Source organism: Gracilibacillus timonensis, from assembly GCF_900086715.1.
GTDB lineage: Bacteria > Bacillota > Bacilli > Bacillales > Amphibacillaceae > Gracilibacillus > Gracilibacillus timonensis.
This window is the reverse complement of the sequence record NZ_FLKH01000012.1, coordinates 1,227,034-1,251,993: the sequence shown is the minus strand read 5'-3', so window position 1 is coordinate 1,251,993 and position 24,960 is coordinate 1,227,034. Positions and strand designations below refer to the sequence as shown.

Sequence of the window (24,960 nt, the reverse complement as noted above, 5' to 3'; positions counted from 1 at the left end):
GATGCCTTCCCAAATACATTACTAACATAGGAAAAATCACCATTTCTTTCGTTGAATTTAGAGACAATTGCTAATAGAATATTCGTTCTATAACAAAATATGTGTTATAATGATAATCGAACATGAAATGCATCGTGTACAGAGAAAAAAACGATCCATCCAACGTATATTATAGATAGATAAATCAATATTTTCTCTTCATAAGTACCCTTGCACGTCATGATGCAAGGGTACTTCCTAGCGTTCCATATAGTAATTATCAATTTGGGGAGTGGCTTACATGGCAAAAAGCAAAAAAAGAAGAAAGAAACAGCCGTTAAAAAAGACAATAAAAATAGAATTACTCGGCTTTTTATTTATATTTTTAGCAATTTTGAGCAGTGGAGCAACCTTAATTAGTGATGGTGCTATCCCTGCTTTAATGGAGGACACCTTTCGCTTTTTCTTAGGTTCCTGGTATTTCGTAGCTTCGGTTATCTTGTTTGTAATAGGATTGACTTTAATCATTAAACGAAAATGGCCGAACCTGTATACTAGAAAATGGATAGGTACATTTACAGTTATTACAGGTTTTGTTTTGATGACCCATATTTTAACCTTTGAGGAAATCTTTACGAATACAACGGATTATCAACCGATTATCTCACAAACGTTCACTTTTTTTAGAGAATATCTGGAAGCAGAACGCACCTCGAATTTTTTAGGTGGAGGAATGATTGGTGCCGCGTTATTCGGCATCACCTTCTTCCTTTTTTCCGATGTAGGGGCGAAGATTCTTGCTGTATTTATGATGATTATTGGAGTAGTCATATTTTGTAATTTATCAATCAGTGATTTATTTACGGCTGCCTTTAATGATCTGAGTGGCAATTTATCCGATTGGAAACAAAAAATGGCAGCTAAACGAACGGAACGAAAAGAAAAAAAACAAGCAAAACAAGCTTCTAAAGAAGAAGAGCCAGTTATTGAGCAAAAACAAGAAGAAGAAACCGAATTACCTGCTATTGCTTATGCGAATGAAGAGGTAGAAGTGGTAGAACCCAACGCTTCGGAACCAAAACCTGAACCAGTGGAGACGAAACAAGAGGAACCCGCATCAAGTGATACAAGTAATGAACCTGTGCAGTTTCCAACTTCTGAGTTTGAAAATCAAGATTATCAATTACCGTTGATGACTATGCTGACACTACCTAAAAACGCAGGAAAGCAGCAGGAAAAGTCTCACATTCAACGGATTGTGCGTAAATTGGAAACGACCTTCCAAAGTTTTGGTGTAAAAGCACGTGTAACCAAGGTGCAAGTTGGTCCTTCCGTTACCAAATATGAGGTTTATCCGGAAGCTGGTGTAAAAGTAAGTAAAATTGTAAATCTACACGATGATCTTGCATTAGCATTGGCGGCTAAGGATATTCGAATAGAGGCTCCTATTCCAGGTAAATCGGCGGTTGGTATTGAAGTGCCAAATGAAGAAACGGCAATGGTTACGCTGCGCGAGGTTTTAGAGTCTAGGAAAAATCAAGTAACGAATAAGCTTGCCTTTGCATTAGGAAAGGATATTTCGGGAGAGCCAGTTATGGCAGAATTAAATAAAATGCCTCACCTGTTAGTAGCTGGTGCGACCGGGAGTGGGAAAAGTGTATGTATTAACGGTATTATTACAAGTATTCTCATGCGTGCCAAACCACACGAGGTAAAAATGATGATGATTGATCCTAAAAAAGTGGAATTGAATGTATACAATGGCGTGCCTCACTTGTTGTCCCCTGTGGTCACCAATCCACAAAAGGCATCAAGGGCATTAAAGAAAGTAGTGTCAGAAATGGAAAGAAGATATGATCTTTTTTCCGAGACAGGGACACGAAATATTGAAGGGTACAATGAGTATGTTCATCGATATAATGAAGATCAAGAGGAACCACAACCGCAACTTCCTTATATTGTAGTAATTGTTGACGAACTGGCAGATCTAATGATGGTAGCCTCCAGTGAAGTGGAAGATGCTATTACCAGATTGGCACAGATGGCTCGGGCAGCCGGCATCCACTTGGTTATTGCGACACAACGTCCGTCTGTCGATGTATTAACTGGTGTGATTAAAGCCAATATTCCATCACGAATAGCCTTTAGTGTATCCTCACAAACCGATTCACGGACGATTTTGGACGCGGGTGGAGCAGAGAAGCTATTAGGTCGTGGGGATATGTTATTTATTCCAGTCGGTTTGTCGAAACCTGTGCGTATTCAAGGTGCCTTTTTATCAGATAATGAGGTCGAACAGGTAGTAGATCATTGTATTGAACAGCAAAAGGCACAATATCAAGAAGAGATGATACCAGAAGAAGAAACAGAAGTAACACAAGAGGTGGATGATGATTTATATGAGGAGGCCGTCCAATTGGTACTGGAGATGCAAAGTGCTAGTGTATCTATGTTGCAAAGACGATTTAGAGTTGGATATACCAGGGCTGCGCGTTTGATTGATGCGATGGAAGATCGAGGGATTGTTGGTCCATACGAGGGGTCTAAACCAAGAACAGTCCTACAAAGTCAACCATCAGAAGATGTGCCCAGTCATCCACCACAATAAGGAAATGTCGAAAAACGAAAAATCATCTTTATTAATTGTCGAAAAAGTGATATATTAAATGATAGTGAAGCAACGACATTGGTTATAGGTTGGGTGATAATCGCTATGTTATCTGATTTGGAAAAGCATACAACCATGGACGCAGCCAAGCATATCAAACGGCTTATTGAAGATGGTTTTTATCAAGAAAAGCAAAAAATACCGACAGAATATGAGCTGGCAAAACTTTTTAATATATCGAGGCAAGAGATGCGTGAAGCGATTCATATTTTGGAAGAGGAACAGGTACTAATCAGAAGACCAGGTGTAGGGGTTTTTGTACATGCCAAACCAATCTTATCCTCCGGTATTGAACAGTTGGCCAGTGTGACGGATATGATTAAGCAAGCGGGGAAAAGGCCTGGTGTTCAATATATATCTGCAGAGTTGACAAAGCCGACAGATCAGGATCAAAAGCGCTTTGACCCGTTAAATATTGAACAATTCGCTCAGGTTGAAAGGATCCGTACAGCAGATGGAGAGCCAGTTGTTTATTGTATCGATCGGGTGGATCATCGATTGTTGCCATTAAACATTGTTCACAGTCAGTCCTCTATTTTTCAAGCGTTACAAACTTTCGCACATAAGGATATTGACTATGCAGTGGCACATATTGAGCCAATTGGTTATCACGAACGCATTTCTCCAATGCTTCATTGTGAGCCGGATCAAGCACTATTATTATTGAAACAGATGCATTATACGAAAGATCATGAACCGGTATTATATTCTGCTAACTTTTTTAGGGCAGACGTTTTTAGTTTTTATGTACTGAGAAAAAGATTCACATAAATAAGAGGGGGCTTGCTTTAACGGCAGCCCTTTTTTTATATGATAGAAAAGAATAGAATCCACGGTAATAGGATTTGGCCTGGGGTGACGATTAGACGAGATTATGTAAAACATCCAAGTTGTCATTATGTGTGTATAACAACGCTTCAGCCTTGCAGTGATAGCCATTGTTGTACTCCAATATAGCGCAGCATATTCCCGTAGCGCTCGCCTTGCACAGAAAAGACAATCATGCTCACTACTTAGAAAAAGGTGCTACTTAACTTAATCCACCTTATCGGCATTCCGTATCCAGTTTCAGGTTGTAATAAAGAACCGGACAATTTAGTTCGGTTCTTCTTTGTTTACGTTCCACCGAATTTAATTTACAATACAGGGGACGATAAAAATCGTAAAGAGCATAATTTCTCGCATTATTTGATAGAATAAACGAAGACACAAAATAATTCATTAAAAGGAGACAAGTGATTGTGGATACATTAGAAAAAGTAATACCAAAAAACGGGTTTGATTTACATCTGTTACATACGAAAAAATTCAAGACGATTCATTTGTCGCTGAAATTCACAACGAAGTTAACACGAGAAAATGTGACAAAGCGAGCGTTACTGCCCTATGTGCTGCAGCAAGGAACGGACCAGTTTCCTACCGCAATGAAACTCCGTCAACGATTGGACGAATTATATGGCACCGTTTTATCCATTGATACAAGTAAAAAGGGGGAGCACCATATTCTTACCGTTCGTTTGGAACTAGCAAATGAACAGTATATTTCTGGCGAAGCGAATTTATTAGATAAAGGTATCGAATTTCTCCAAGAAGTATTGTATCAACCAAAAACGGAAGCAGATGGTTTTGACAGCAAGATTGTCGATCGTGAGAAACAAACCCTTCTCAGTAAAATAGAAGCTCTAACAGAAGATAAAATGAGTTTCGCTAATACAAGAATGATTGAAGAGATGTGCCAAGATGAAGCGTATCATTTGCGTGTCCATGGTTATCAAGAAGATCTAGCAGCGATTACACCTAAAGTACTGTTTGACTATTTTCAAGAAATGTTAACAAACGATCATTTAGATGTCTTCGTTGTAGGCGATATTGAAGAATTGGCGGTGGAAGATAAAGTTGCCCCATTAGTAAGAACTCGCAAGCCAGCTACTATTGCGGATAATCAGTTCAAGGACGCAGGGCAGCAACAAACCATTGTAGAACATGATGATATTAACCAGGCAAAGCTCCACTTTGGCTACCGTACTAATATTACCTATCAAGATGGTGATTATCCTGCTTTACATGTTTTTAATGGTTTATTTGGTGGTTTTCCTAGCTCCAAACTATTCTTGAATGTACGAGAAAAACACAGCCTTGCCTATTATGCAGCTTCTAGAATAGAGAGTCACAAGGGGCTTATGTTTGTGTTTAGTGGAATTGCTCCCGAGCAGTATGAGAAAGCTAAGTCGATTATTTTAGAACAAATGGAACAAATGCGCCAAGGAGAGTTTACTGATAATAATTTGGCAGAAACAAAAGAAATGACTGTAAATCAACTGCGTGAAACCTTAGATAACCCACAAGGGATGATTGAATTACATTATCAACGTGTGCTAGCTAAATCTGCGCTTTCCCCTGAACAACTGCTGGAAAACGTAAAGCGTGTAACCAAGGAACAAGTGATAGAAGTAGCCAATAAAGTACAATTGGATACGATCTATTTACTCACTAGTAAGGAGGCGGAATCGAATGAAGCATAAACATTATCAACAGATAGATGAACACATTTACTCAGAAACACTTCCCAACGGTCTGCGTGTATTTATTTTACCAAAGCACGAAATGGCGAAGACGTTTGCCATCTTTACGACCAACTATGGTTCCATCGATCAGCGCTTTGTACCATTAGGTGAACAGGAGGCGCAAACCGTACCTGATGGTATTGCTCACTTTTTAGAACATAAACTATTTGAAAAAGAAGACAGAGATGTATTTCAGGATTTTTCGAAGGCTGGGGCATCGGCTAATGCTTTTACCTCGTTCACTAAAACAGCATACTTGTTTTCTGCCACGTCAAAAATTAAAGAAAATGTCAAAACATTAGTCGATTTTGTCCAAGATCCATACTTTTCAGAGGCTTCTGTAGAGAAAGAAAAAGGAATTATTGCACAAGAAATCAGGATGTATGATGATCAGCCGGATTGGCGTGCTTTCTTTGGAACCATTAAAAGCTTGTATCATGACCATCCTGTTCAAATTGATATTGCGGGTACCGTTGATTCCATTCAAGATATTACAAAAGAGGATTTATATACGTGTTACCATACCTTTTATCATCCAAGTAATATGGTATTATGTATCGCCGGTAATGTTGATCCAGACGAGATGATGTCCATGATTAGGGATAATCAAGCAGCCAAAGAATTTGCGGAACCAACGGAGATTGAAAGGCATTTCCCGGATGAACCAAGTCAAGTAGCAGATAAAGAGCTTACGATTTCTATGCCAGTATCTGTTCCAAAGGCATTGGTAGGTATTAAGGAAGTGGACCTCCCAACAGATCCTAAGCAATTTATGAAAAAGGAATGGATGGCAGATATTGTCTTGGATCATTTATTCTCTCGAAGTGGTTCTGCCTATGAACGCCTATATGAATCGGGATTAATTGATCAATCCTTTAGTTGTGAAAACAATTTTGAACGTGACTTTGGTTTCAGTGTCATTGGCGGTAATTCTAAAGAACCAGAAAAATTAGCTGAACAGATCAAGCATGAACTGTTATCCATCTCACCCGATTCTTTAACGGAATCGCATTTTGAGCGTATTAAAAGAAAAAAAGTAGGGCAGCTTTTACGAGCGATGAATTCTTTGGAGTTTATTGCCAATCAATATACACACTATCAGTTATTGAACATCGATTTCTTTGACAGCATCGAATGGCTAGAGAATTTAACCTATCAAGAGATCACGGACTTTATCAAGAACTGGATATCCGAAGATCGGTTATCTGTTTGTATGGTTAAAGGAGACGAGTAAAAATCAGCATAAAAAAAACGACACTTATTACAGGTGCAAGTGGGGAAATCGGTAAGGAAATTGCCTTACAATTAGCAAGCGAAGGACACCAACTATGGCTGCATTATCATCAGAATCATGCCGCTATCGAAAAGCTAAAGCAGCAACTTACAGCGGAACAAGTGCTGGGAATCATCCAGGCAGATTTGTCTACTCCAGTAGGTCTTGATACTTTTGTGCAGGAATGCCCAGAAAACATTTCCCACTATATTCATACTAGTGGACAGTCATATGTTGGTTTATTTCAAGATATGTCGGATGCACAAATGGATCAGATGTTACAATTGCACGTGAAGGCGCCATGGAAAATCGCTCAACAACTGATTCCCTCCATGATTCAAGCGAAGCATGGCCGTATTGTGCTGATTTCGTCTATTTGGGGAGAGATCGGGGCAAGTTGTGAAGTAGCTTATTCGAGTGTGAAGGGGGCACAAAACAGCTTTGTCAAAGCATTAGCCAAAGAGTTAGGGCCCAGCCAGATATACGTGAATGGCGTTTGTCCAGGCTTGATTAATACCAAGATGAATCATCATCTTACTGAAAAGGATAAGCAAACATTACAGGAAGAGATACCATTACAGCGAACCGGCCTGCCTCAAGATGTGGCAGGAGCGGTCGGCTTTCTTTGTCAGGAATCAACCCGTTATATTCAAGGTGAACAAATCAGAGTGGATGGTGGCTGGCATTAAAACAACGGTTTCGTATGGTTGATGCATATTTTTTAGAAAAAAACTAAAACTAAGTATGCATGATGATACGAGGAGGGTTGTACATGTCTGTTAGGAACAATTTTGAATCATGGAAAGACTTTTTAGGTGATCGTCTCCAAGAAGCTCAAGGTAATGGTATGAGCAATAAAGCCATTTCTGAATTTGCCTTTGACATAGGAAATTATTTGTCGACGGAAGTTCAAGCACAAAATGAGCAAGAACAAATCTTACATGATCTATGGAACGCAGCCGACGAGAAAGAACAACATGCCATTGCCAATATTATGGTAAAGCTTGTGCAAGAGCAAGGCAACAAATAAACAGGTAGATCTTTTTTTAAATGGGAATAGTATTGAAAAAACGCGGCCCTATCACTCCTTTTGGCGTTATGTGATAGGGCTTTTACTATTCTTGTCAAAAATCATTGGTTTTTCACTTTTCAATCGAAATAATTTAAGATATGATAGAATAGATATTAAGATAAGATAATAGATGAAACGAATTGGTAAGTATATACGTCTTATATAGTGTTTGGTTTAATAGAATACAGACTGATGGATGGTGTTTTTTTTATGGCAATAGGAGAGAGACTAAAACAAGAGCGAGAACAAAAGAAAATGTCCCTTGAAGACGTACAAAAGTCAACGAAAATACAGGTAAGGTATTTAGATGCCATTGAACAAGAGAAATTTAATGTAATGCCAGGCTCCTTTTACGTCAGAGCCTTTATTAAAGAATATGCGACTGTACTTGGATTGGATCCCGATGAATTAATGGAAGAGTACAAAAGCGATCTTCCTTTCGAACAGCAAGAGGAGACTATCCCCTTATCACGCATGAGCAGCAGTAAGAGTGTCAGTTCTGGAAAGACGTCGAGAGTTTTTTCATTTATGCCGACGGTTATTGTGGTTTTATTGATAATTGGTATAGTTTTACTTGTCTGGTTATTTAGGCAAGGTGTTTTCACGGATGGTGATACAGATCCAGCTCCAACAGAAGAAGAAAATTCAGCTGGTGAATCTGTTACGACACAGCCCCCACAAGAAGAAGGGAACAATGGGGCAGGACAAGACCAAGATACAACAGAGGATCAAGACGAGAATCAAGAAGAAGAAACGCCTGAAGAAGAAGAAGAGCCTGCTACAGAGGTGACTTTAGATAGTTATGAAAATGGTACATCCAATTATCAGTTGACCACCAATGAGGAAACCATCGAATTAATGATTGAAACAACGAATCGAAACTGGCTTCAGGTTGAGAATGGAGCAAGCGGTGAAAGCCTTTATGAGAGTACTTTCACCTCTGATGAAAGCCCATTGAAAGTAGATATTTCTGAACTGGATGAATTGTATCTTCGCTTTGGTGAGCCACAGGATATTACGATATCTATCAATGGTGAAGAACTGGAGTTATCCGAAGAGATTCAACCATCTTCGATTCAAGAGGCGCAAGTAGAATGGACGCAAGAATAAACGAGCTGGCTAAATGGGTCAGCTCGTTGTTTGCCGGAATATGAGTTCTAGGCCAAAACACGGCGAGGCAAGTCTGTTAGTAAGGGGAACTTGTCTTGTCTCAATCAAGGAGTGACAATTAAACAATGAACATACCTAATCGCATCACGATATCCCGCATTATGCTTATTCCTATTTTTATCCTGCTGCTTTCTTATCCTTTCGATTGGGGAGTATGGCATGTGCAGGGACAGGATATTCCTATCACGCATTTGGTTGCCTTAATCATTTTTGCGATAGCATCTGCAACCGATTGGTTAGATGGATACTATGCAAGAAAGTACCAATTAGTAACCAATCTGGGTAAGTTTTTGGACCCGATGGCAGATAAACTATTAGTTTCAGCGGCGTTTATCTTACTGATAGCCATTGATATGGCTCCGGCATGGATTGTGATTATTATTATCAGTCGTGAATTTGCCGTGACTGGCTTACGCTTGGTTGCTGCTGGGGAAGGGGTAGTACTTGCTGCAGGTCAGCTTGGTAAATTTAAAACGGTCTTACAAATTGTCGCCATTCTTGTCTTACTGTTACATAACGTTCCTTTTGCCAGCAGTGGGATTCCGGTTGATCTGATCCTATTATATGCAGCGATGATCATGACCGTTGTTTCTGGGGTAGAGTATTTCGTCAAAAATTGGCATGTGATGGGAGAGTCTAAATAATGTCAGAAATAAAAGCAGAGTTAGTATCTGTTGGTACGGAATTATTATTAGGACAGATTGTGAATACAAATGCTGCCTGGATATCGCAGCAATTAGCCAATAAAGGGATTTCTGTGTACTATCACAGTGTTGTTGGTGATAATTTCAGTCGGCTTTCCCAGGTATTTGAGCAAGCAGAAAAACGATCAGATATTGTTTTAATCACTGGCGGTCTTGGTCCAACGGAAGATGACCTAACTAGAGAGGCTTTTCAGCACATTTCCGGTTTAGAGATTGTCGAGGATTCGTCCACCATGGGTAAAATGACTGCCTTTTTTGCTAACAGGGGCAATATGACACCGAATAACCGCAAACAGGCACATATATTTAAAGGAGCGCAAGTTATCAACAATTCTGTTGGGATTGCTCCAGGTATGATAATTGAATATCGGAATACACTTTGGATATTTATGCCCGGCGTCCCCCGTGAAATGGAGGCAATTATGGCGGATGGCGTTCTTCCATACCTGGCAGAACACTTCGATTTAACAACGATTATTCGCTCCCGTATGCTTCGGTTTATTGGTATAGGTGAATCACAGTTGGAACATGAATTACAAGATATTATTTCCAATCAAACGAACCCAACGATTGCCCCGCTTGCTTCAGAAGGTGAAGTAGCCTTGCGGTTGACTGCAAAAGCAAATAAGCCAGAAGATGCGGAAGTAATGATAGATGAGACAGAGGCGCTGATAGCAGATAAAGTAGGACAGTTTCTCTATGGTTATGATGAGGAAAGCATTGAACATAAGGTATATCAAGAATTACTTCAGAAACAATGGACGCTTGCTAGTGCGGAGAGTTTAACAGGAGGAGCATTTGGTGCAGCAGTAGTTAACCAGCCAGGCGCTTCAGCAGTGTTTAAAGGCTCTGCCGTAGTCTATCAGCCAGAGGCCAAGCAATCGGTATTATTGATCAGTGAAGAGCTTATTGACCGCTTTGGTACAGTAAGTAAAGAATGCGCCGAGGCGATGGCAAATGGGGCGTGTAAAGCTTTCACGGCTAATATCGGTATTAGTTTTACCGGTGTTGCAGGGCCGGATTCATTAGAAGGTCATCCTGCTGGGACGATCTATATAACCATAGCCAGTCAAGAGAACTGTGAAACAAAGTCATTTCGCTTTCATGGTGATCGTCAGACAATACGCAATCGTGCTGTGAAAAAGGGATTCGAGTTATTGCACGCCTATTTACAAAACTAATTTTAAAAAGGTCGAAAAGCATTTTTTCTAAGCATAAAATACCTAGAAAAAATGCTTTTCTTCTGAACTTATTGCAATTGTCAAGTGTTTTAGTTATGAAAATGTGGGAACATTTATTCGTTTATGACTTGTGTAACGAGACAAAAGGTTGTAAGATAGTAGTAGCAATCATAAGGAGGAATCACATTGAGCGATAGACAAGAAGCTTTAGATCAGGCATTAAAACAAATTGAAAAGCAATTTGGTAAGGGTTCGATTATGAAAATGGGTGAGCAGGCAGAACAGAAGATAGCAACCGTTTCTAGTGGATCCATTGCCGTTGATGTAGCATTAGGTGTAGGAGGATATCCAAGAGGTCGAGTGGTAGAAATCTACGGGCCAGAATCTTCTGGTAAAACCACCGTTTCTTTGCATGCCATTGCTGAAGCGCAAAAGGCAGGAGGGCAGGCGGCATTTATCGATGCCGAGCATGCTTTGGATCCTATATATGCAAGGAAATTAGGGGTAGATGTTGATGAACTTTTATTATCTCAGCCAGATACAGGGGAACAAGCATTAGAGATTGCCGAAGCTCTTGTACGTAGTGGTGCCGTCGATATTCTTGTTATTGACTCTGTAGCAGCACTCGTGCCAAAGGCAGAAATAGAGGGAGATATGGGTGATTCACACGTTGGGTTGCAAGCCCGTCTTATGTCGCAAGCCTTGCGTAAATTATCGGGTGCTATCAATAAGTCTAGAACAACTGCTATTTTTATCAATCAAATTCGGGAAAAAGTAGGCGTCATGTTTGGTAGTCCAGAAACAACTCCAGGTGGGCGTGCACTTAAATTCTATTCTTCCGTACGTTTAGAAGTAAGACGGGCAGAAACCTTAAAAATCGGGAATGATATGGTTGGTAATAAAACACGAATCAAAGTAGTGAAGAATAAGGTAGCCCCTCCATTCAAGCAAGCAGAAGTAGACATCATGTATGGAGAAGGTATTTCGCGAGAAGGAGAAATACTTGATATTGGATCTGATTTAGATATCGTCATGAAGAGCGGTGCTTGGTATTCCTATGATGGAGACCGTTTAGGCCAAGGACGAGAAAATGCCAAACAATATCTTAAGGAAAATCCGGCTGTCGCTACTGAAATCTATCAATCCATTCGATCACACTACGATATTCAAGATGGAAATGCAGAAGAGGAAGCAGAAGAAGACGCGCAAAAAACGTTACTAGACGAATAAAAAATAAATAGGAATGTAAACACCAGTCTATGTCGAAATGAGAAGTACTATTTTGCTTGGAATTCTGGGGCTTTTTTGAAAAAATATACGTAAGTATGGTCTTTATTCGTTCAGATAGCTTTACAATCCTTGACATCCCATGAATAGAGGATTAAAATTAACATGTATAATTTCAAAAAGATTTTATACATGTTAATTTATGAAAGTCTATGATTGTGCATACCGACTTAAAAAAAGTGGTACAAGTTTATAGCAAGAGGAGGTGAAATAATGGATACAATTGCAATTGTCATCTCCATTTTGCTTGCATTTGTCGGTATTGTTGTTGGTTATCTGATTCGAAAATCGATTGCGGAGAAGAAAATTTCAAGCGCTGAAGAATTAGCGCGTCAAATCGTGGAAGAAGGTCATAAAAACGCAGAAGTAGCTAAAAAAGAGGCCTTACTGGAAGCGAAGGATGAAAACCACCAAATTCGTCAACGTGGCGAAGAAGAGTTACGAGAACGACGTGGCGAAATCCAAAAGCTTGAAAGTCGTCTTTCGCAAAAGGAAGAGAATCTGAATCGTAAAGACCAGACGTTGGATAAACGTGAGCTGATGTTAGAAAATAAGGAAAGTTCGCTAGCAGACAAACAACAACAAATTGAAGAAATGGAAAGCAAAGTTGGAGCAATGTTAAGCGAGCAACAAGCAGAATTAGAACGGATATCAGGCTATACAACGGATCAGGCAAAACAAATTATTCTACAGCGTGTAGAAGAAGAAGTAACCCATGAATCCGCATTGCTCATTAAAGAGGCAGAAAATCGGGTGAAAGAAGAGTCCGATAAAAAGGCGAAGGATATTTTATCACTTGCTTTACAACGATGTGCTGCCGATCACGTGGCAGAAACCACTGTCTCTGTTGTCAATCTGCCAAATGATGAGATGAAAGGTCGAATTATTGGTCGAGAAGGTCGAAATATTCGAACTCTGGAAACGTTAACTGGAATTGATTTAATCATTGATGATACACCAGAGGCTGTTATCTTGTCAGGATTTGATCCTATTCGTCGTGAAATTGCCCGGCTTGCGTTGGAGAAATTAGTACAAGACGGACGCATTCACCCTGCTAGGATTGAAGAGATGGTTGACAAAGCGAGACGAGAAGTGGATGAACATATACGAGAATACGGAGAGCAAACAACCTTTGAAGTAGGTATTCATGGCCTGCATCCTGATTTAGTGAAAATTTTAGGACGATTGAAATATCGTACAAGTTACGGACAGAATGTATTAAAGCACTCTACCGAAGTTGCTTACCTATCTGGTTTATTAGCTGCTGAGCTCGGAGAAGATCAGAATCTTGCTAGACGTGCAGGTCTCTTGCATGATATTGGAAAGGCCATTGATCATGAAGTGGAAGGAAGCCACGTAGAGATCGGTAAAGAGTTAGCAACCAAGTATAAGGAACACCCAGTCGTTATTAATGCCATTGCTTCCCACCATGGAGATGAAGAGGCAACGTCTGTTATTTCAGTAATTGTAGCAGCAGCAGATGCTCTGTCCGCAGCGCGTCCTGGTGCTAGAAGTGAAACGTTAGAGAATTATATCAAACGTTTAGAGAAACTAGAAGAAATAGCTGAATCCTTCACAGGTGTGGAGAAATCATTTGCCATTCAAGCTGGTCGCGAAGTGCGCATCATTGTCAAACCTGATGAAATTGATGACGCAGAAGCGATCAAGGCAGCAAGGGATATTCGCAAGCGCATTGAAGACGAACTAGACTATCCTGGACATATTAAGATTACTGTTATAAGAGAAACACGTTCTGTTGAATATGCGAAATAGAGAGGCGAAAGCGCCTCTCTATTTTTTGCATTATTCAGCTAATCAATGGCTAGTTTTGACATTTAACAAATACTATGCAAGAATATGGTTACTTACTTAGAGAAAGGTAGAAAATGATATGAGAATTTTATTTATTGGTGATATCGTAGGTTCACTAGGTCGCGAAATGGTGGAAACGTATTTGCCAAAGCTAAAGGCTGCTCACCAGCCACACGTAACGATCGTAAATGGTGAAAATGCAGCAGCAGGCAAAGGTATTACCGAAAAAATATACAAGAATTTGCTTGAATGGGGCGTACAAGCATTGACAATGGGCAATCATACTTGGGATAAGCGGGATATTTTTCATTTTATTGACGAGGCAACCTATATGGCTCGTCCGGCAAATTTACCTCCTGGAACTCCAGGAAATGAGATCGTGTTCATCAAATCCAATAATCAAGAGGTTGCCGTTATTAATTTATTGGCCCGTACCTTTATGCAACCAGCTGATGATCCCTTTCGTAAGATTGATACGTTAATCAAAGAGGCGAAAAAGCGTACGAATATTATCTTTGTAGATTTCCACGGAGAAGCAACAAGTGAGAAGCAGGCATTTGGCTGGTATAATGATGGTAAAGTAAGCGCCGTGGTTGGCACACATACTCACGTGCAGACTGCCGATGAACGGATTTTACCAAACGGCACCGCTTATATTTCCGATGTTGGCATGACGGGACCATATGATGAAATCTTAGGAACGGACAAAGAGGCCGTCTTGAAAAAATTTAAAACCGGCTTACCTGTACGATTTGAGGTTCCAAAAACCGGGAGATCACAGTTGAGTGCTGTGATCATTGATATTAATGATTCGACAGGCAAAGCAAAAGAGATGAAGAGAATCCTAATCAATGATGATCATCCATTCTACTCGTAAGTCCGAACCCTTCAAATGATTTGAATTTTGCTGTTTATTCCTTCATAATTAAAGTAATATCTTTCAAAATAATGAATATAGTAAAAGTGGAATAACATTAGCATTTGAAGGAGGTAGCAGGAGTGGATATATTAAAAGTTTCAGCAAAATCAAATCCTAATTCAGTAGCAGGCGCACTTGCAAATGTACTACGAGAACGAGGTTCAGCAGAGATTCAGGCGATAGGTGCTGGTGCACTTAATCAGGCAGTAAAGGCAGTGGCAATAGCACGTGGATTTGTAGCACCAAGTGGAGTTGATCTTGTTTGTATTCCAGCTTTTACGGACATTATGATTGATAATGAAGAGCGTACCGCAATTAAACTGATTGTAGAACCAAGATAAAGAGAGTCCCTCCGTGTGATGGTGGTGAGCGAAATGGATCGGGAAGTTAGCACACAAAGTCCAGATAGAACTGGGTTATTGCAACCAAGTCACCATGATAAAAGAGGAGAAATTCCAGCCTGTTTGTGAGATGCAAACAGGCATTTATCTTGTCCTTAGTGTATCTGTTTTTTGCAGTGACAGTATGTCTGCCACATCGAAAATAGAGAGTTCTAAATCTAAAGTCAGCATCGAAACGATTAGTTTAACGAACAGCAGGGAATGGCAAGTAACCCCCCCATTGAATGAAGTTCACTTTATAGAAAAACGGATAAATTCCGACCGTTCCTTTATTACTATCCGAAACTAGAAATGGACTATCGGATTCGTTCAAGGTCAAAATCGTTCCATATCCTATCATATCAAGAATGTTAGACTTTATCTTACAGAAAGGGGGGTGAAATATGATTGATTGTCATTGTGATGCGCTTTATAAAATGTGGTTGCATCAAATCGATTTTGAGCAAGATGATCGCTTAGATGTGAATTATCAAGAATGGATGCAAAGCCCTGTTCAAGTACAATGTTTTGCGATCTATATCCCTCCCTCGGTTCCCGCAGAAGCAACTTTCACCGTAGCTATGCAAATGATAGACATTTTTTTCGAGAGAATAATTGCCCCGTATACGAATATAATTTTTATCCAAAAAAAGGAAGATATCGCGCAGTTAGCAGTAAACGAAAAAGGAGCTATGTTAACGCTAGAAGGTCTTGATTGTATCGGTGCAGAGCTGTATAAGTTGAGAACATTACTGAGGTTAGGAGTGAAGATGGTAGGGGTGTCATGGAATCATGCCAATTTAGTGATCGATGGCATTGGTGAAGGAAGAGGGGCTGGCTTAACAAACTTTGGTTATGAAGTGATTGACTTGTTAAATCAATACAAGATATGGACGGACTTGGCCCATGTTTCTAGAAGAGGATTTGATCAGGTCATTGAATTAGCAGCGTTCCCTATCGTATCCCATGCAAACTGCTATCATATCTGTCCGCATCCACGCAATCTCACGGATCAACAGATTCAGAAACTGATTAAGAAAAATGGATTGATGGGCCTCACGTTTGTGAAAGAATTTGTCACCAATCAACCAACTGCAACGATGCAGGATTTACTGCTCCACATGGCCCATTTGTTGCGTTTAGGTGGGGAGCAGGCAGTGGTATTCGGTTCAGATTTTGACGGGACAGATCAGTATGTAACGAACCTTACATCTATAAAGGATTATGCAGAACTACAACGATTTCTCCAAGGCTATTTTTCTCCGAAACAGTTAACTAAAATGACGGAGCAAAATTTTCTTGATCTTTTTCCATGTTCATAGTAAATTCGTTTTGTATTTGGCCCTTATATCCTCTATAATAGATGAAGTAGTGATTGAATTGGCAAGAAAGGAGATAGATGATATGAACGAAAAACAACGATTAGAAAGTCAACAAATAAAACAGCCTAGTTCAACGGACGTAAAATCCGATTCGAACGATAATTTACATCGATTAAAAGAACTATCCAGCGATGATTTAATTTCAAGGTATTTTCAAACGACGTATGAACCACCAAATATGAGGAAAGCCAAAAAACGACTCAAGAAAGATGTCGACATTCATTACGATTTTGATATTCCAGAAGAAATGAAAGGGTTTGGAGAAGGTAAGAAATTTATGATTCGGACCTATGGCTGTCAAATGAATGAGCATGATACGGAAGTGATGGCAGGTATTCTATCGCACATGGGTTATCAATCTACAGAAGATACGCGGGAAGCAGATATCATTTTATTGAACACATGTGCCATACGTGAAAATGCTGAAAATAAAGTCTTTGGTGAAATCGGACATTTGAAACCCTTGAAAATGGAAAACCCGGAATTAATCATTGGTATCTGTGGCTGTATGTCACAAGAAGAAGCTGTTGTGAACCGAATTTTAAAGAAACACCCATTTATTGACTTAATTTTCGGTACGCATAATATTCATCGTTTACCGCAACTAGTTAATGAAGCCGTGTTTAGTAAAGAAATGGTAGTAGAGGTATGGTCCAAGGAAGGCGATATCATTGAGAACTTACCAAAAGCCCGTAAAGGAAAGACGAAGGCATGGGTTAATATTATGTATGGTTGTGACAAATTCTGTACATATTGCATTGTTCCCTATACACGAGGAAAGGAACGAAGCAGGTTACCAGAGGATATTATTCAAGAGGTACGTCACTTGGCAGCACAGGGCTATCAAGAAATTACCTTACTAGGTCAAAATGTTAATGCTTATGGCAAAGATTTAGAATTCACCTATGGTTTGGGTGATTTGATGGAAGAAATCAGTAAAATAGATATCCCAAGAGTACGGTTTACAACCTCTCATCCACGTGATTTCGATGACCGTTTGATTGAAGTACTTGCTCAAGGCGGCAATTTGTTAGACCATATTCATTTGCCAGTGCAATCAGGCAGCTCTGATGTTTTACGAGTGATGGCTCGTCGGTATACGAGAGAGGATTATTTGAAACTTGTTGACAAGATTCGCGCAGCAATGCCAAATGCTACCTTAACAACAGACATCATCGTTGGCTTCCCGAATGAAACGGATGAACAGTTTGAAGAAACGATGACATTAGTGGAGGAAGTCGGCTTCGAGAGCGCCTATACATTCATTTATTCTCCAAGGGAAGGAACACCATCCGCACGATGGGAAGATAATATCCCGATGGAGGTAAAGAAAGCCCGTCTGCAGAGATTGAATGCCTTAATCAATAAACAATCTGCCGAGGCAATGAGTAAGTATCAAGGTGAGACGGTAAAGGTACTAGTGGAAGGTGAAAGTAAAAAAGATCCTGATGTATTGTCTGGTTACACAGAGCGTAATAAGTTGGTTAACTTTAAAGGTCCTAAATCAGTGATCGGTCAAATTGTGGATGTCAAAATAAACAATACAAAAACTTGGACGCTTGACGGAGAATTAGTCGAGTCTGCAGTTGAGGTGAAATAAATGTCGAAGTATACAAGATCAGAAGTCATCGAGCATGCGCACAAGTTAGCTAATAAAATGGCTAATATGGAAGAGATTGATCGATTCAAACAGTTGGAAGCCAAGTTAAACGATAATCAAAAAGTGCAAAGTTCGATTAAGAAAATTAAGGCCTTACAGAAACAGGCTGTTAATTTTCAGGCCTATGGCAAGCAAGAAGCATTAAAACGAGTAGAAGAAGAAATCGACCGTCTGCAAGAAGAGATTGATGAGATCCCGATCGTACAAGAGTTTAAGGAGTCGCAGGTCGTCATCAATGATCTATTGCAGTTAGTTACCAACACGATTGCAAGAGAAATAACCAATGAAGTAATTCGCTCTACTGGTGGAGATCTGCTAGCAGGCGAAACAGGATCCAAACGTAAGAACGGCAGTCATTGCTGATAAGAAGTGATCAATTAATAAAAAGAGCAAGTATCTTTTCAGAGGAAGGTACTTGCTCTTTTGTTTGGTTTCCTATGTAAAATAGAAAATGAAAACATGGTAGTAATTAGAAACTGTCTTGATGTAGTGATACAAGGAGCAAATAGACTTCTTACTTTTCTGAAATCCAGATTTCTTTGGAAATAAATTTGGATCATGCACACCTTTTATGGGCTTTTGCATAGGATATATCAGGTGCTAGGGTTGACATATGGAGACATAGGCACTATAGGCGAATTCCTGCATAAGATGCAAAGGAAATAAGAGGGAGGATTTTTCCATGTCTTTTTTAGATCAACAATATCGTGAAATTATTACTAAGGCGGTCATTGGGAAGGGAAGAAAATTTAAGCAGGAAACGGATGTTATTACTCCTGCACACCGCCCATCAAGTATTTTGGGCTGCTGGATTATCAATCATCATTATCATGCCAAATTAGTAAAGGAGGACGCGGTCGAGATACGAGGTAGCTATGACGCCAACATTTGGTATGCTTATAATGATAATACCAAGACAGAAGTAATCACGGAACGAATCGAATACTGTGATACCGTATCCTTATCGATCAAAGATAAACAGCATATTGGTGATGAATGCGAAGTGATAGCGAAAGTGATTCAACAGCCTAACTGTTTAGAATGCCGGATTGATACGAAAGGTAATAAGATCAAGGTCGATGTAGAGAGAGAGTTTCTGGTAGAAGTGATTGGCGAAACAAAGATTTGTGTGAAAGTAGACCCTAAAGGGAAAGTACATGACTCAGATGATTGGGACAATGTCATCTCCGATGAAGAATTAGAAACGATTGATCCTGATTTTCTCGATGACCATGAAGAAGAATAAATAAGACAGTGTGGGTGGCGCTCACACTGTTATTTTTTTATCAGATAGGAAAGCATGAAATTTTTTGTCAAAACGACCACATTGTTCGATTATTTTTTGGAACAGACGTACTATGGTATAATAGATTGCAAGAAACGAGAGAATGGTTGGAGGAAAAATGAATGAGCTATACACCGATGATACAGCAATATCTAAAAATAAAAGCAGACTATCAAGATTGTTTTCTATTTTTTCGCTTAGGCGATTTCTATGAAATGTTCTTTGAAGACGCAAAGAAAGCCGCACTAGAACTTGAAATTACACTTACCAGCCGAGATGGCGGAGGTGAGGAGCGAATCCCGATGTGCGGTGTTCCGTATCATTCCGCTGAAAATTACATAAAAGCTTTAATGGAAAAAGGCTTCAAGGTAGCTATTTGTGAACAAGTGGAAGATCCGAAAATCGCAAAGGGCGTAGTTAAACGAGAAGTCGTCCAAGTAATTACACCAGGAACGGTCATGGAAGGTACCATGCTGGATGATAAAGAAAATAACTATTTGGCAATGATTCACCAAGTCGAAGGAGACCTATTTGTGTTGGCATATACCGATATGTCTACCGGAGAAACGTTTGTAATGGAAATCTCCAGGGGGTGGAGTGCCTTACTAAGCGAGTTATATAACCGACCCATTAAAGAGGTCGTCGTTAAAGAAGACCTAGCAGAAGCTTATCAAACAGAATTAATCGAAAAGATGCAGATGACTGTTTCATATGCCAAAGAACTGACCAATCAGCAAACAATTGATGACTTGTTGATCCATGTAGAGAAAGAGACGCTACGATATACCTGTCAACTGTTATACCAATATGTATTTCATACGCAGAAACGGGTCATTGCTCACCTGCAAGAGGCAAAGGTAATTGAGTTAGCACAGCATATGTCACTAGATATGTATTCCCAACGAAACTTAGAGATTACCAGCTCTCTGATGCGCAAAGAAAAATTTGGAAGTTTGTTGTGGGTAATGGATCGAACAGTGACGGCAATGGGATCAAGGAAATTAAAAAAATGGCTGGAACGCCCGCTATTAACCCGGTCATTGATTGAACAGCGTTTGGATCTGGTGAGTGGATTCTATGATCAATTTTTTGAGCGAGAGGAGATCAGAGAATCACTACAGACGATATATGATTTGGAACGATTATCTGGCAGGGTTTCTTTCGGAAATGTCAATGCTAGAGACTTAGTGCAGCTCAAACGATCCCTAGCGAACATTCCAAACATCAAAAAGCAGTTGCAAGCCTTTGTCCATACATCTGTGCAGGAATTGGCTGATCAAATTGATTCCTTGCCCAACCTGTATCAATTATTAGAAGACAGCGTAGCAGAAGAGCCACCCCTGTCTATAACAGAAGGGAATATTCTAAAGGATGGTTATCATGAAGAGTTAGATCGTTATCGTTATGCTTCAAGAAATGGGAAACAGTGGATTGCCGAACTAGAACAAAAAGAAAAAGCAGAAACCAACATTAAATCATTAAAGATTGGTTATAACCGTGTATTTGGTTATTATATTGAGGTGACGAGGGCCAATTTATCAGCGGTTCCTGAAGACAGGTATCAGCGAAAACAGACGTTAACCAATGCCGAACGTTTTATTACAGAAGAATTAAAAGAGAAAGAAACACTGATTTTAGAGGCAGAAGAAAAAAGCGTTGAACTAGAATATCAATTATTTATTGAAATCAGGGAAAAGGTGAAGGAGTATATCCCGGCCTTACAACAACTTGCCGATGTAATAAGTGAAGTGGATGTCTACCAAAGCTATGCCACCGTGAGTGAGCAAAACAATTATGTGCGTCCCGCTTTTTCGACAGATACTGTCACTATTGAGGAAAGCCGGCACCCTGTAGTCGAAAAAGTAATGAAAAACGAAGCCTTTGTCCCCAATACCATTGAGCTCTCAGAAGATAATCAGTTATTGTTGATTACCGGTCCTAATATGTCTGGTAAAAGCACATATATGCGACAGCTTGCCTTAACGGTTATTATGGCACAGGTTGGTTGTTTTGTACCCGCCACATCGGCGACCTTATCGATTGTTGATCAAATTTTTACCAGAATCGGTGCGGCTGATGACCTTGTTTCCGGTCAAAGTACATTTATGGTAGAGATGTTGGAGGCCAATCATGCTATCCAACACGCCACTTCAAGCAGCCTGATTTTATTAGATGAAATCGGTCGTGGTACAAGTACATATGATGGAATGGCTCTGGCTCAAGCGATTATTGAACATATTCACGATCGAATTCAAGCTAAGACGCTCTTTTCCACCCATTATCATGAATTAACAAGCTTGGAAGAGAAGCTGGTTCATCTAAAAAATATTCATGTACGCGCAGAGGAAATCGAAGGGAAAGTGGTCTTTCTTCATCAGATTCATCATGGCGCGGCAGATGAAAGTTACGGTATTCATGTGGCCCAATTAGCGGGATTGCCAGATTCCCTTATCAAACGTGCAAATGTCATTTTAACACAATTAGAAAATGGTCCGGAGAACAATAATGCTGTCGTTACGAAACAAACTGCAACTATGGAGCAGATGGCGTTTTTTGATACAGAGCCTGCACCTGCTTCACAAAAGAAAACAAGTCCTGTTACGAAGGAGATTATACAAGCGTTACAGGATGTGAATATTTTGGAAATGACACCGTTAGATGCGATCAATCAATTATACCAGCTTCAAAAGAAAGCGCAGGATACAAAGGAGTGATCATGCATGCAAATTCAAGAGCTGCCAGATTATCTTGCTAATAAGATAGCTGCTGGTGAAGTAGTCGAACGACCTGCTTCCGTTGTAAAGGAGTTAGTCGAAAATAGTATTGATGCTAACAGCAGCTGGATAAAAGTTGAGATTACAGAGGCAGGCCTGCAGGAGATTAAGGTCTCCGATAATGGTGCTGGTATTCCTCATGACCAGTGCCAACATGCTTTTTTGCGCCATGCGACAAGTAAGATAAGTAATGAGGATGATTTATTTCATATCCAAACACTAGGGTTTAGAGGTGAGGCTTTAGCAAGTATCGCAGCTGTAAGCAGGCTTGAGTTAAAAACTTCAACCGGTACAGAGGCAGGTACAAGGCTGAAAATCGAGGGTGGTCATTTAACGGAAGAATCGAGAAGCGATGCGCGTCAAGGAACAGAGATTACCGTACAGGATATTTTTTATAATACGCCGGCCAGATTGAAATATATGAAAACCATTCATACGGAATTGGGACATATTACCGACATCCTCAACCGAATCGCTTTTGCGCATTCGACGATCCGTTTTGAATTAATCCATAACGGTAAGCGAGTATTTCAAACAATGGGAAAAGGTGATTTACGTCAAATTGCGGCTTCCGTTTATGGTATGAATGTGGCTAAACAGATGATTCCCGTACAGACGAAAACATTGGATTATACCATTAAAGGGTTTATTGCCAAACCAGAGGTTAACCGGGCTTCGCGACAATATATCACGACCATCGTCAATGGACGTTTTATCCGGAATTTTGGCTTGGCGAAGGCGATCGCAAACGGATATCATACTTTTTTGCCTATTGGCAGGCAACCGATTGTGATTTTAAACATAGAAATGGACCCTTATTTAATTGATGTCAATGTACATCCGACAAAACTGGAAGTGCGTTTCAGCAAGGAAAAGGAGCTAACGCAGGCTGTAGAACAAATGATTAAGGACACCCTTCACAAACAGACGTTAATACCAGATGCCCCTGTACCAAAACCAAGAGAAAAGCAGGTTACGGAACAGCCGACGTTTAACTTTGAACCGAATGAGCAATGGGGAACATATGACAAAAAGCAAGAGGTACCACCAGTTAAGACGATCGATACGATGGTCAAAGAAGAACAATGGGAAATAGAAAAACCAGAGACAGAGTTGGAACCCATTGCCTCAACGGAAGAAGAGCCACCACGTGTTTCCGAAGAGGATGTTCCGCCACAACAGACCGAACCTCGTGTGCCTATTATGTATCCAATCGGCCAGCATCACGGCACCTATATTATTGCACAAAATGAGGGCGGTTTGTTTATTATCGATCAGCATGCTGCTCAAGAACGGATCAAATACGAATTTTATCGTGAGAAAATTGGGGAAGTCGATAATCAATTGCAAGATTTGATGGTTCCGCTCACTTTTGAGTTTACCCAGCAAGAAGCACTTTATATTGAGCAATATAAAGAGGCCTTGCAAGAAGTGGGGCTATTCTTTGAAGGGTTTGGTCAGCATACGTATCGAATTCGTGCTCATCCGCAATGGTTTCCGCCTGGTGAAGAAACCGAGATGGTCCGCGAGATGGTCGATCAATTACTGGAAGATAGGCAAGTGAATATCCATAAGCTTAGGGAAGAGGCTGCCATCTTAATGTCTTGTAAAAAATCGATCAAGGCCAACCATTATTTGAACTTAACCGACATGCAGCGCTTGTTAGATGATTTAAGAATGTGTGAGGAACCGTTCACTTGTCCGCACGGTCGTCCCGTTATTATCCAGTTCAGTAAATACGAAATGGAAAAAATGTTCAAGCGGGTTATGTAAATAGATGAATGTTAACGGGTAATCCTGTATACTGAAGATAGTGATAAAATAAGTAAAGATGTGTATGCAAATATACGCATTACTCTGAAGAAGGTTCGTGATAGCTTGAAAGAAAAAGTAGTGGTAATTGTGGGACCAACAGCAGTGGGAAAAACGGATTTATCCATAAAAATAGCGAAAAGGTTTCAAGGAGAAATTATTAGTGGTGACTCTATGCAGGTATATCAAGGAATGGATATCGGAACTGCAAAGGTAACCGAACAAGAGAGGCAAGGTATTCCACACCATATGATTGATATTCTTTCTCCCGAACAAGATTTTTCCGTAGCTAATTTCCAAACACTTGTGCAGCACGAAATTCAAGCAATCGCAGCTAGGAAGCACTTGCCAATTATTGCTGGTGGGACAGGTTTGTACATTCAAGCGGTACTTTACGATTATCAGTTTTCTGATCAGCAGCGCTCCAGTGCTTATGAGCAAGCTATCGAACGGGAGATACAGCAAAAAGGGTTAGACCATGTTTATCATCGCCTAAAAAGGGTAGACCCACTACAAGCGGAAAAAATCCATCCTAACAATAAGAGACGGGTGATTCGAGCGTTGGAAGTCTATGACCGTACAGGCAGAACGATGACCGACTATCAAGCGAAGCAAACCCATGAATCCGCCTATGATTTTTATATCATCGGACTGAATATGGATCGCGAATTACTATATCAGCGCATTGATCAACGGGTAGATCAAATGATCGAACAAGGGCTGCTGCATGAGGTTACCAATCTTTATCAACAAGGTTATGCAGATACACAAGCCATGCGCGGAATTGGTTATAAGGAGTTCCTTCCCTATCTCAGAAGGGAACATTCCTTAGAAGAGGCGATTGCCACTTTAAAGCAAAATTCCAGGCGCTTCGCCAAACGACAATATACATGGTTTAACAACAAAATGCCCGTACATTGGTATACCATTACTCCTGAAACAAGTGATATCGCCTTCCAAAAAATATTGACGGATATAGAAGGATTCTATTCATTCGCATAGAATATTAAAATATAGAGAAAAATAGGAGGTAGTACC

Annotated in this window: 20 protein-coding genes; all 20 read left to right on the top strand. The window is 40.1% G+C overall.

Features of this window, described 5'->3' with window-relative positions; all coding sequences use genetic code 11:
- The first annotated feature begins 280 nt into the window (after positions 1 to 280).
- The 20 genes from BN6556_RS17105 to miaA all read left to right on the top strand — a co-directional run bounded on the left by BN6556_RS17105 (position 281) and on the right by miaA (position 24,924).
- Entirely contained in the window at positions 281 to 2,587 is a 2,307-nt protein-coding gene (locus tag BN6556_RS17105; protein WP_066193699.1) for a DNA translocase FtsK, read from the top strand.
- Positions 2,588 to 2,692: 105 nt separating this feature from the next.
- Positions 2,693 to 3,418, top strand: a complete 726-nt coding sequence (locus BN6556_RS17100; protein ID WP_078060138.1) for a GntR family transcriptional regulator — start codon at positions 2,693 to 2,695, stop codon at positions 3,416 to 3,418.
- Between the two features lie 467 nt (positions 3,419 to 3,885).
- On the top strand, positions 3,886 to 5,169 hold the full coding sequence (yfmF, locus tag BN6556_RS17095) for an EF-P 5-aminopentanol modification-associated protein YfmF (RefSeq protein WP_066196561.1): 1,284 nt from the start codon (positions 3,886 to 3,888) through the stop codon (positions 5,167 to 5,169).
- On the top strand, positions 5,159 to 6,445 hold the full coding sequence (gene yfmH, locus BN6556_RS17090; protein WP_066193696.1) for an EF-P 5-aminopentanol modification-associated protein YfmH: 1,287 nt from the start codon (positions 5,159 to 5,161) through the stop codon (positions 6,443 to 6,445). Before yfmF ends, yfmH begins: the two co-directional genes overlap by 11 nt.
- Before the next feature lie 2 nt (positions 6,446 to 6,447).
- Complete coding sequence (ymfI, locus tag BN6556_RS17085; protein WP_316245346.1) at positions 6,448 to 7,173, top strand: elongation factor P 5-aminopentanone reductase; 726 nt, start codon at positions 6,448 to 6,450, stop codon at positions 7,171 to 7,173.
- A gap of 83 nt (positions 7,174 to 7,256) precedes the next feature.
- Entirely contained in the window at positions 7,257 to 7,514 is a 258-nt protein-coding gene (locus BN6556_RS17080) for a DUF3243 domain-containing protein (protein WP_066193684.1), read from the top strand.
- 252 nt (positions 7,515 to 7,766) lie between these two features.
- Entirely contained in the window at positions 7,767 to 8,666 is a 900-nt protein-coding gene (locus BN6556_RS17075) for a helix-turn-helix domain-containing protein (RefSeq protein ID WP_066193681.1), read from the top strand.
- 125 nt (positions 8,667 to 8,791) lie between these two features.
- Entirely contained in the window at positions 8,792 to 9,370 is a 579-nt protein-coding gene (gene pgsA, locus BN6556_RS17070) for a CDP-diacylglycerol--glycerol-3-phosphate 3-phosphatidyltransferase (protein ID WP_066193679.1), read from the top strand.
- On the top strand, positions 9,370 to 10,611 hold the full coding sequence (locus BN6556_RS17065) for a competence/damage-inducible protein A (protein WP_066193676.1): 1,242 nt from the start codon (positions 9,370 to 9,372) through the stop codon (positions 10,609 to 10,611). Before pgsA ends, BN6556_RS17065 begins: the two co-directional genes overlap by 1 nt.
- Before the next feature lie 186 nt (positions 10,612 to 10,797).
- Complete coding sequence (recA, locus tag BN6556_RS17060) at positions 10,798 to 11,841, top strand: recombinase RecA (RefSeq protein WP_066193675.1); 1,044 nt, start codon at positions 10,798 to 10,800, stop codon at positions 11,839 to 11,841.
- Between the two features lie 270 nt (positions 11,842 to 12,111).
- Positions 12,112 to 13,671 (top strand): ribonuclease Y, encoded by a 1,560-nt coding sequence (gene rny, locus BN6556_RS17055; RefSeq protein WP_066193672.1) that lies wholly within the window; start codon positions 12,112 to 12,114, stop codon positions 13,669 to 13,671.
- A gap of 118 nt (positions 13,672 to 13,789) precedes the next feature.
- Positions 13,790 to 14,587, top strand: coding sequence for a TIGR00282 family metallophosphoesterase (locus tag BN6556_RS17050; RefSeq protein WP_066193671.1), 798 nt, complete (start codon positions 13,790 to 13,792; stop codon positions 14,585 to 14,587).
- Between the two features lie 122 nt (positions 14,588 to 14,709).
- Complete coding sequence (locus tag BN6556_RS17045; RefSeq protein WP_066193670.1) at positions 14,710 to 14,970, top strand: stage V sporulation protein S; 261 nt, start codon at positions 14,710 to 14,712, stop codon at positions 14,968 to 14,970.
- Positions 14,971 to 15,413: 443 nt separating this feature from the next.
- Complete coding sequence (locus BN6556_RS17040; RefSeq protein ID WP_066193667.1) at positions 15,414 to 16,331, top strand: dipeptidase; 918 nt, start codon at positions 15,414 to 15,416, stop codon at positions 16,329 to 16,331.
- An 82-nt stretch (positions 16,332 to 16,413) separates the two neighbouring features.
- Positions 16,414 to 17,991, top strand: a complete 1,578-nt coding sequence (gene miaB, locus BN6556_RS17035; protein WP_066193666.1) for a tRNA (N6-isopentenyl adenosine(37)-C2)-methylthiotransferase MiaB — start codon at positions 16,414 to 16,416, stop codon at positions 17,989 to 17,991.
- Positions 17,992 to 18,414: a RicAFT regulatory complex protein RicA family protein gene (locus BN6556_RS17030; RefSeq protein ID WP_066193664.1), complete on the top strand. Its 423-nt coding sequence runs from the start codon at positions 17,992 to 17,994 to the stop codon at positions 18,412 to 18,414.
- A gap of 319 nt (positions 18,415 to 18,733) precedes the next feature.
- On the top strand, positions 18,734 to 19,297 hold the full coding sequence (locus BN6556_RS17025) for an outer spore coat protein CotE (protein WP_066193662.1): 564 nt from the start codon (positions 18,734 to 18,736) through the stop codon (positions 19,295 to 19,297).
- Between the two features lie 161 nt (positions 19,298 to 19,458).
- Complete coding sequence (gene mutS, locus BN6556_RS17020; protein WP_066193660.1) at positions 19,459 to 22,050, top strand: DNA mismatch repair protein MutS; 2,592 nt, start codon at positions 19,459 to 19,461, stop codon at positions 22,048 to 22,050.
- A gap of 6 nt (positions 22,051 to 22,056) precedes the next feature.
- Positions 22,057 to 23,883 carry a DNA mismatch repair endonuclease MutL gene (mutL, locus tag BN6556_RS17015; protein WP_066193658.1) on the top strand — a complete coding sequence of 609 codons (1,827 nt, stop codon included), beginning with the start codon at positions 22,057 to 22,059 and terminating at the stop codon, positions 23,881 to 23,883.
- 105 nt (positions 23,884 to 23,988) lie between these two features.
- Positions 23,989 to 24,924 (top strand): tRNA (adenosine(37)-N6)-dimethylallyltransferase MiaA, encoded by a 936-nt coding sequence (gene miaA / locus BN6556_RS17010; RefSeq protein ID WP_066193656.1) that lies wholly within the window; start codon positions 23,989 to 23,991, stop codon positions 24,922 to 24,924.
- The last annotated feature ends 36 nt before the right edge of the window (positions 24,925 to 24,960 follow it).

What these genes read in the sequence shown, in the direction of transcription:
- mutL (WP_066193658.1), top strand. Translation starts at nt 22,057, where the DNA reads ATGCAAATTCAAGAGCTGCCAGATTATCTTGCTAATAAGATAGCTGCT.
- miaB (WP_066193666.1), top strand. Translation starts at nt 16,414, where the DNA reads ATGAACGAAAAACAACGATTAGAAAGTCAACAAATAAAACAGCCTAGT.
- pgsA (WP_066193679.1), top strand. Translation starts at nt 8,792, where the DNA reads ATGAACATACCTAATCGCATCACGATATCCCGCATTATGCTTATTCCT.
- BN6556_RS17105 (WP_066193699.1), top strand. Translation starts at nt 281, where the DNA reads ATGGCAAAAAGCAAAAAAAGAAGAAAGAAACAGCCGTTAAAAAAGACA.
- rny (WP_066193672.1), top strand. Translation starts at nt 12,112, where the DNA reads ATGGATACAATTGCAATTGTCATCTCCATTTTGCTTGCATTTGTCGGT.
- BN6556_RS17040 (WP_066193667.1), top strand. Translation starts at nt 15,414, where the DNA reads ATGATTGATTGTCATTGTGATGCGCTTTATAAAATGTGGTTGCATCAA.
- BN6556_RS17075 (WP_066193681.1), top strand. Translation starts at nt 7,767, where the DNA reads ATGGCAATAGGAGAGAGACTAAAACAAGAGCGAGAACAAAAGAAAATG.
- yfmH (WP_066193696.1), top strand. Translation starts at nt 5,159, where the DNA reads ATGAAGCATAAACATTATCAACAGATAGATGAACACATTTACTCAGAA.
- BN6556_RS17100 (WP_078060138.1), top strand. Translation starts at nt 2,693, where the DNA reads ATGTTATCTGATTTGGAAAAGCATACAACCATGGACGCAGCCAAGCAT.
- mutS (WP_066193660.1), top strand. Translation starts at nt 19,459, where the DNA reads ATGAGCTATACACCGATGATACAGCAATATCTAAAAATAAAAGCAGAC.
- BN6556_RS17065 (WP_066193676.1), top strand. Translation starts at nt 9,370, where the DNA reads ATGTCAGAAATAAAAGCAGAGTTAGTATCTGTTGGTACGGAATTATTA.
- BN6556_RS17030 (WP_066193664.1), top strand. Translation starts at nt 17,992, where the DNA reads ATGTCGAAGTATACAAGATCAGAAGTCATCGAGCATGCGCACAAGTTA.
- BN6556_RS17050 (WP_066193671.1), top strand. Translation starts at nt 13,790, where the DNA reads ATGAGAATTTTATTTATTGGTGATATCGTAGGTTCACTAGGTCGCGAA.
- BN6556_RS17025 (WP_066193662.1), top strand. Translation starts at nt 18,734, where the DNA reads ATGTCTTTTTTAGATCAACAATATCGTGAAATTATTACTAAGGCGGTC.
- BN6556_RS17080 (WP_066193684.1), top strand. Translation starts at nt 7,257, where the DNA reads ATGTCTGTTAGGAACAATTTTGAATCATGGAAAGACTTTTTAGGTGAT.